At 60.4% G+C, this 7,708-nt stretch carries 7 protein-coding genes and 1 tRNA gene; 3 read left to right on the top strand and 5 right to left on the bottom strand.

Going from position 1 to position 7,708, the window contains the following annotated elements; all coding sequences use genetic code 11:
- The first annotated feature begins 233 nt into the window (after window positions 1-233).
- Window positions 234-310 (top strand) — tRNA-Met (locus BJ928_RS07440).
- A gap of 120 nt (window positions 311-430) precedes the next feature.
- Here BJ928_RS07440 and BJ928_RS07435 read toward each other — a convergent pair.
- Window positions 431-1,156 carry an SDR family NAD(P)-dependent oxidoreductase gene (locus BJ928_RS07435; protein WP_047634820.1) on the bottom strand — a complete coding sequence of 242 codons (726 nt, stop codon included), beginning with the start codon at window positions 1,154-1,156 and terminating at the stop codon, window positions 431-433.
- A gap of 98 nt (window positions 1,157-1,254) precedes the next feature.
- Between BJ928_RS07435 and BJ928_RS07430 the strand changes: the two genes are divergently transcribed.
- Window positions 1,255-1,626: a helix-turn-helix domain-containing protein gene (locus BJ928_RS07430; RefSeq protein ID WP_197070145.1), complete on the top strand. Its 372-nt coding sequence runs from the start codon at window positions 1,255-1,257 to the stop codon at window positions 1,624-1,626.
- 22 nt (window positions 1,627-1,648) lie between these two features.
- Here BJ928_RS07430 and BJ928_RS07425 read toward each other — a convergent pair whose 3' ends face one another.
- The 4 genes from BJ928_RS07425 to BJ928_RS07410 are packed head-to-tail and all read right to left on the bottom strand — an operon-like array spanning window position 1,649 to window position 5,353.
- Complete coding sequence (locus BJ928_RS07425) at window positions 1,649-2,707, bottom strand: ABC transporter ATP-binding protein (RefSeq protein ID WP_047634823.1); 1,059 nt, start codon at window positions 2,705-2,707, stop codon at window positions 1,649-1,651.
- A gap of 6 nt (window positions 2,708-2,713) precedes the next feature.
- The gene (locus BJ928_RS07420) at window positions 2,714-3,505 is read right to left on the bottom strand and encodes an ABC transporter permease (protein ID WP_047635008.1); all 792 of its coding nucleotides are present in this window, start codon (window positions 3,503-3,505) and stop codon (window positions 2,714-2,716) included.
- Window positions 3,505-4,329 (bottom strand): ABC transporter permease, encoded by an 825-nt coding sequence (locus BJ928_RS07415; RefSeq protein ID WP_047634824.1) that lies wholly within the window; start codon window positions 4,327-4,329, stop codon window positions 3,505-3,507. Before BJ928_RS07415 ends, BJ928_RS07420 begins: the two co-directional genes overlap by 1 nt.
- Window positions 4,330-4,375: 46 nt before the next feature.
- Window positions 4,376-5,353 (bottom strand): ABC transporter substrate-binding protein, encoded by a 978-nt coding sequence (locus BJ928_RS07410; RefSeq protein WP_245432248.1) that lies wholly within the window; start codon window positions 5,351-5,353, stop codon window positions 4,376-4,378.
- Between the two features lie 330 nt (window positions 5,354-5,683).
- On the opposite strand from BJ928_RS07410, the gene BJ928_RS07405 reads away from it, so the two are divergent.
- Complete coding sequence (locus tag BJ928_RS07405) at window positions 5,684-7,561, top strand: adenine deaminase C-terminal domain-containing protein (protein ID WP_047635011.1); 1,878 nt, start codon at window positions 5,684-5,686, stop codon at window positions 7,559-7,561.
- Window positions 7,562-7,708 lie beyond the last annotated feature (147 nt).

Here is a 7,708-nt window from a genome sequence, read left to right as displayed (position 1 = left end):
TCTCTGATCACACGCGATAAACCCAAAAGGTTTACGCTCAAACGGCCAAGCCGTGTTACAATAGGCCGCTCCAAGCGGCCTTTGTCGCTTCTGAAAGCAAGCAATTATCCCCTTGGCCACCCGAAACAACGGTCCAAGGGTACTCGCGATAAACCCAGAGGGTTTACGCAAGCGCGACAAACCCAAAGGGTTTGCGCTGACGCGATAAACCGCAACGCGGTTTGCGCTGGTGACGCGGGGTGGAGCAGCCCGGTAGCTCGTCAGGCTCATAACCTGAAGGCCGCAGGTTCAAATCCTGCCCCCGCAACCAATTCTTTCCCTCAAAATAGAACAGCGCGAAGCCGTAGCTTCTTGGACAACGGTCCAGACACAGAAGCCGCCATCTCCAAGCGGCTTCCCCTTTCCTGCCGGTCGCAGCAAACCTTCCGGATCACGCCGCGGGCAGCGGTGGCAGAATGGCCTCGGCTCTATCGCGCTCGGCAACGAGGGTCCAGATCTCCTGAGCGATATCGTCGGGGTCGAGGATCGGGAATGCCCCGTCAAGCTTCACGCCGCTGGCCTCCATGGTGCGCTTGCCCGCCGAGCGCTCGATAAGCGCCCCGATGCTGACGGAACCGGAGTAGATGCCGTCAGAGCGAAGTTCGGCATGCAGCGTTAGCGCGTAGTTGCGCGCGGCCGCCATCGCCGGACCGATACCCGCAAAACCCGCCATCGGAACCACGGCCGATAACCCGCTCACGATCACAAGAGAACCGCCACCACGCTTCAGCATACCGGGCAGCACCGCATGCGACACTTCGACAGGCGAGAGGGAGAAGAGAGTTATCGCCGATAGAAGTTTTGCGGCATCGAGCTCGGCAGCAGGTGTGAAGCCGACGTCGGATGGAACGGGGGCATAGACGGAGACGTCGATCGACCCGAATCGTTCCTCGATGGAATGCACGAGGGCGGCAATGCCGTCGAGATTGCCAAGATCGGCTGAGAAGGCGGCCGCTTCGATACCCGCACGATCGAGATCTGCAACCCGTTCCCCAAGCGATGCGGCGTTGCGCGCGACGAGCGCGACACGGTAGCCTTCCCGCCCGAAGCGTGTGGCAAGCGAGGCGCCAAGCCCGGTGCCTGCTCCGAAAATGGCGATCGTTTTCCTGTCAGTCATAACCTGCTCCTAGAGGTGGTATGTTTTACTGACTAGATATGGTAGACTGACTGGCTAAAGCGCAAGAACGCATATTTTCGAGGCCTGGTCACATGCTTATGACTGCTGCTCCCTATCAACCGGGAACCAACGACGATTGCCGGAAGGTGATCCAGATCCTCGGACGCCTGGGTGACAAATGGACGGTTCTTGCGATCGCCATGCTGACCGAGCGGCCCCGACGCTTCAATGAGTTAAAACGGATGATCGGCGGTGTTTCCCAACAGATGCTGACCCGCACCCTGAAGGCCTTGGAGCGCGAGGGAATGGTGACGAGAACCGTTTATCCGACCGTACCGCCCCAGGTCGAATATGGCCTGACCGAGCTGGGGCGTTCGCTTTCGGTGCCCCTGACACATCTTGCGGCATGGGTGGTCGATCATCTGGACGAAATCGAGATGCACCAGGCGTCCTACGACGCGGGAGAATAGGAAGCCGTAGCTGCTCCGCCGCCTACGCCTCCGGAGAGAGGATGCAGCATTGTTCGGCTACGGGCACGAGCATAGCCGCATCCCCGCCGGCCATTGGCTCGGACAGCGGGCCATTGGCGACGATGGCACCAACCGCTGTTTCGCACTGATATTGATAGGCGCGCCCGAGATAGGTTCGTGTTCCCAAAACCGCCGGCAGGCCATTGCCTGCGCGCCGAACTGAAAGACCGTCCGCCCGGCAACCAAGGACAAAACTATCCGGGATGGGGCCGAAATCATCCTGCGACAGCGTAATTCTTGCGCCCCCCGCCGCTTCGGCGGTGACGGTGGCGCCTTCCCGATGAATCACACGCAAAGGCAGCAGGTTCTCGAAGCCGACGAAGCGGGCGACGAAGCTGTTGGCGGGTTTGCGGTAGAGCACTTCCGGCGTGTCGAGCTGCATGATGCGGCCGGCATTCATGATGGCGACGCGATCGGAGATCGAGAAGGCTTCCTCCTGATCGTGGGTCACGTAAAGCGAGGTCGTGCCGTTGGCGCGCTGCAACTGGCGGATTTCGACGCGCATATCGACACGCAGCTTGGCATCGAGATTGGACAACGGTTCGTCGAACATCAGGAGTGGCGGCTCGATGACGAGGGCGCGGGCAAGCGCAACACGCTGTTTCTGGCCGCCGGAAAGGGCGGAGGGCAACCGATCGCCAAGGCCGGAAAGCCCGACGCGCTCCAGCATCGCCGTAGCCTTCTTCAGGCGCTCCTGCGTCGCGATCCGGCGCTGCTTGAGGCCGAAGGCGACGTTTTCGAGCACCGTCAGATGTGGAAACAGCGCGTAGTTCTGGAACACCAGGCCGATATCCCTGGCATGCGCCGGCAGCGTCGTCAGATCGCGGTCGCCGAGCTTGATCGTGCCGCTGGTCGGCTGCAGGAAACCGGCGACGAGCCGCAAGGTCGTCGTCTTACCGCAGCCGCTGGAGCCGAGCAGCGAGACCAGTTCGCCGGCGGCGACGGAAAGCGAAAGATCCTGCAGGACGGCCGTCTTGCCGTAATGGGCGCTGATGGAATCGATGGAGAGCGATACGGTCACGGGCGGCTACTTTGTCAGGAAGGTGAGGCCCAAGGTGGCTTCGACGATCGCCATGACGGCGACGGTGACGAGCATCAACAGCACGGAAACCGAGGCAATGGTCGGATCGAAGAACTGTTCCATATGGGCAAGGATCTGGATCGGAAGGGTGGAGATGCCTGGCCCGGTCAGGAAGACCGAGACCGAGACATCGTTGATCGAAGTGATAAACGCAAGGATGAAGGCGGCGATGACGCCGGCGCGGATATTCGGCAGCACCACGGTCAGGAACGTCTTCAGCGGTGGGCAGCCGAGGCTGATTGCCGCTTCCTCGATCGAGAAATCGAAGCTTGCGAGGCTGGCGCTGACGACGCGCACCGAATAGGGCAGCACCAGCAACGCATGGCCGATCAGGAGGCTCGGGAAGATCGGCAGCCCGAGCCCGATGGTGATCGATTTCATCAGCGAAAAGCCGAAGACGATTTCCGGAACGAGGATCGGCAGGACGAAGAGCGTCGAGAGCCAGCGCGGCAACTCGACCCTGTAGCGGCTGATGGCATAGGCAGCGGGAACGCCGATCAAAAGCGAAAGCCCGGTTCCGAGGAAGGCGAGTTCGAGGCTGGTGATTGCCGTCGTGCGGAAGGCCTCGATCTGAAAGATGTTCGAGAACCAGTGCAGCGTCAGGCCCTGCGGCGGGAAGGTGAGATAGGTCGTGTCGCTGAAGGAAGCACCGACGATGATGACGAGCGGGGCCAGCAGGAACAGGAAGACAAGGGCGGTGAAGGCGATGAGCGCGGGGTGGACGGTTTTTGTCATGATCACACCGCCATCGGGTTCAAACGTCGCGCGAGACGGCTCATGATTGCGACGATACCGATCGTCACGACGACCATGATGGCGGCGATCGTTGAGGCGCCGACCCAGTCGAAGGTGACCATGGCGCGCTGATAGAGGAAGGTGCCCATCATCATCTGCTTTTCACCGCCGAGCAGCTGCGGCGTGGCGTAGGAGGTGAAGCTGCCGGTGAAGACAAGCACGGCGCCGACGATGAGGCCCGGCGTGGCAAGCGGCAGGACGACCTGGCGGAAGGTTGCGGCCGGCGTCGCGCCGAGCGAAGTCGCCGCCTGAATGAGATCCTGTGGTATGCCCTCAAGCACGCCGACGAGGGTCAGGATCATCAGCGGTACGAAGAGATAGACCATCGCAACGATGACGGAGCCTTCGGTGTAGAGCATCGAAAGCGGCTCGTTGATGATACCGATCGAGAGCAAGATGGTGTTGAGAATGCCGTTCTTGCCGAGAATGATCAGCCAGGCGAAGGAGCGCACGACGACACCGGTCAGCAGCGGGAAGACGGCGGCAATGATCATCACGCTTTTGGCGCGGCCCGGCATCTGCGCGATCACATAGGCGGCGATGAAGCCGATGATCAAGGAGATCGCCGTGGTAATCAACGCGATCTCGATCGTCCTGAAGAGGACCGTCCGGCGAAAACCGCTGGAGAAGAAGGTAATGTAGGGGGAGAATATCCCTTTGGGCTCGCCGAAGGTCGCCGCGATCGTAATGATAACGGGAACAAGCAGGAACAACGTTACCGCGAGAATCGCCGGCGTCGCCAAACCCCATTTCGTCAAATGCTTCATCAACCGAATTCCGTGAGGATGCCGCGTGATTTCGCGGCACGCCCTGTTACATGCCGAAGATTTCGTTCCAGCGATCGACCCAATCCGGTTGCGCCTCGATCAGCTTCTGATAGTCGATACGGCTGAGCTTGGCGATCATCTCGGCGCCGTAGGTCCAGAGCTTGGCCTTTTCCGGCGGCAGCACCACCTTGGTCGAGACCGGCGCATCGACGCCCTGTTCGGCTTCCGCCTGCTGTACGTCCTTCGACAGGACGAAATTGATGAACTGGTGGGCAAGCTCGACGTTTTCCGAGCCCTTCGGAATGTTGACGGTGTTAAGGACGGCGATATCGCCTTCCTTCAGATCGGCCCAGGCCATTGTCGGAACTGCGGATCGCAGGGATGTCAGAACAAAATCCTGCGTGATTGCCACCTTGGCTTCGCCTGTCGAGATCAGGTTCACCAGTTCGGAGCCGGTGTTGTAGTTCTTGACCACGTTTGGCTTCAGCGCCTCGATGGCTTCAAAGGCCTTGTCAGCATCGGCATAGGGATCGACGCCGGCATGTTTGCCGGCTTCCAGCACGGTCAGCGGGCCGCCTGTCGTGGTGATGCCGGGAAGCGAAACCGCGCCCTTCAGGTCTGCGCGCCAGAGATCGTTCCAGGAGGTGATCGGCGGGTTCACCTTGGCCGTATCGTAGACGATACCGACGCGGCCGATCGTGTAGGCGGGGCCGTAATTGCCCTGCGGCGCCCTCGCGATATCGTAGAGATCGGCAATGTTCGGTATCTTGCTGCGGTCGATTTCCTGGAAGAGGCCCTGCTGAATGCCGAGCTGCGAATAGCTGTCGGTGAGATAGATGACGTCGACGCCCTTGCCGCCACGCAGCTTCAGCTTGTTGAGGCGGTCGGCATTGTTGCCGGTTTCGAAGACGATATCGCAGCCGCAGATCTTCTTGAAGGGCTCGATGATGTTGGCCTGCATCTTCTCGCCATTATAGCCCCACCAGGAAATGGTCAGCGTCTTTGCCTGGGCGAAGGCCGGCATGGCGGTTGCCGCAGCGAGGAGAGCAAATCCCGCAGCGCGGGCAAGGGTGAGGCCTTTCATTCTCGAAATCCTTTTGGTCAATGAAATCGTGCATATGTTTCAAGCTTGCAGGATACTATTTTTCGAGCACCGGCTTTACAAGCCCAACAAATGGGCAGGGTAGCAGTTTATCCCTATTTCAGTATTGATCGCTGCTTCGTTGCGTTGAATTGCTTGAGGATGGCAAACCTTTGAGATCATTCCGCTTCCCGAAAAAGAGCGGAGCGGCTTTACAGGCTTGCTAGCCATCTCTACCCTCGGCTCACCGAATATCTTGCAGGCATGCTTCCAATGACATCCCCGAAAATGAATCTCCCCGACGATCTGCTCATCAATGCGGCGGATGAAGTGTTGATCCGTCAGGATCTGACGCTGACCGCGCTCGGGCGTCGTCCCGCGGATCGTCTGCTGCGCGTGGGACGATTGCTGGATGTGCATAGCCGTACCTGGCTCGACGATCAGGAAATTGTCATCAAGGGCAGGCGTATCGCCTATGTCGGCCCCGCCGGCAGTTACACGGGCGACGTCGGCGAGCGTTCACATGAGCCGCATCTGGCAGCCGTGCCTGGCTTCGGTGAGGCGCACAAACATATCGAAAGCTCGCATCTGACACCGGAATGGGAGGCGGCCCTGGTCATGCCGCACGGCGTCACCTGGACCTGCGAGGCAAGTCACGAGTTTTCCAATGTGAACGGCGCTCGCAATCTGGAATTCTGGCTGGAAGCGCGCCGTCGCGGCTCGCCAATGAAGATTTTCCCGCTGCCCGGATCGGCCGTGCCGCCGACCGCCTATGAATGGGGCGGTGGTCACTTCGGTTATGATGAGCAGAAATCTTTCCTCGGCGAAAGCCTGATGGTGGCCGGCCTTGACGAGGTCATGGATTGGCCATCGGTCAGCAATCCCGACAACCCGGCCTATGATCGCCTCTGGGGCATGATCCGGGCCACCTTCGAACAGCGTGGGGTCGTCGAGGGCCACGGTGCGGGCCTGCGCGATCTGCCGTCGATCAATGCCTTTGCCGGCGCTGGTCTCGCTTCCGATCACGAAGGCTGGTTTCTCGATGAAATCTGGGAAAAGCTGACGCATGGCCTGTTCATCGAACTCCGGCCCCATTCCCTGCCTGAGGTCACCAAGGGGCTGATAGAGAAAGGCTTGTCCGACTGGTCGCAGATCGCCTTCGTCACCGACGATCGCAGTGCTAGCGACACGTTGAAGATGGGCGCGACGGATTATAACGTCCGCCTTGCGATCGAGAATGGACTGGCACCGGAAATCGCCATTCAATGCGTGACGATCAATCCCGCCCGCCACATGCGGCTGACGCCTTGGGTCGGCTCGATTGCGCCCGGCCGCTTTGCCGATATCGTGCTGCTGGATGACGTGAAAACGCTGTCGATCGCCAAGGTCTGGGCCGATGGCAAACCGACATCCGAGGGCAAGGCTTTCGTCGGCGTCAGGCCTGAGATCGACTGGCCCGATTGGGCGACGCAGACGGTTCGCATCGATCGGACCGTCACGGCGGAAGATTTTCGCATTGCCGCCCCTTCGGATGTGGCGACGGCAAAGGCGGCGCTGCTGCGTCCGTTCCACTGGGCTGATGATTTCATCACCATGGATTTGCCTGTCAGCGATGGCGCAGTCCAGCGCGACCATGATCGCAACGTCACGAAGTTCGCGATCGTCGATCGCTTCTCCGGCGAGGCCAAGGTCGCGCGCATGTTCTGGCTGGGTACGGGTCCACGCACGCCGGACACCGCCCTTGGCGCCACGCTTGGCCATGACAAGCATAATATCTGGGTCGTCGGCTCCTCTGACGAAGCCATGGCCATGGTCGCCAATGCTTTGAAGGAGCAGCAGGGCGGATGGGTGTTGGTCTCTGGCGGCAAGGTCGTCGCCCGCGTTCACTATGAAGTCGGCGGCCTGATGACGGCGCGTTCGGCCGAACAGCTGGATGCGGAGATGCAGGCGCTCTACAAGGCCGGCGCCGAGATCGACTGGATGTATGAGCCGACCTTCTCGCCGCGCTGGTGGCCGGGCTTTCCCGAACGTCTCTCCTTTGCGACGCTCACCTGCGCGCCCTGGCGCTGGGTGCTGGTCGCTCCCTCCGACAGGGCGCCGGAGGGCTTCGTCAATGTCGCGACCGGGGAGACGCATCCGATCGTTTGGTGAGGGATATTTCTCTTCCTTATTTTGGATATCCATACTTCGAGACGATGAAGACTGGCGAGAGCACCTTGCGAGGCGGCTGTGCAATCGGCCCTTGACGGCCGGAGCCTGCTCCTTAATTATCCGTTTGGTTACTTGTCTCGTGTCGCG

This window comes from Rhizobium sp. WW_1, from assembly GCF_003610155.1.
In the GTDB taxonomy this organism is placed as follows: domain Bacteria; phylum Pseudomonadota; class Alphaproteobacteria; order Rhizobiales; family Rhizobiaceae; genus Rhizobium; species Rhizobium tropici_A.
Note: the sequence above shows the minus strand (reverse complement) of the source record. Positions and strands in the feature narration are given on the sequence as shown.

Excerpts from the sequence above, each read along its gene's own strand:
- BJ928_RS07415 (WP_047634824.1), bottom strand. The coding sequence starts at position 4,329 with ATGAAGCATTTGACGAAATGGGGTTTGGCGACGCCGGCGATTCTCGCG.
- BJ928_RS07410 (WP_245432248.1), bottom strand. The coding sequence starts at position 5,353 with ATGCCGGCCTTCGCCCAGGCAAAGACGCTGACCATTTCCTGGTGGGGC.
- BJ928_RS07405 (WP_047635011.1), top strand. The coding sequence starts at position 5,684 with ATGACATCCCCGAAAATGAATCTCCCCGACGATCTGCTCATCAATGCG.
- BJ928_RS07430 (WP_197070145.1), top strand. The coding sequence starts at position 1,255 with ATGACTGCTGCTCCCTATCAACCGGGAACCAACGACGATTGCCGGAAG.
- BJ928_RS07435 (WP_047634820.1), bottom strand. The coding sequence starts at position 1,156 with ATGACTGACAGGAAAACGATCGCCATTTTCGGAGCAGGCACCGGGCTT.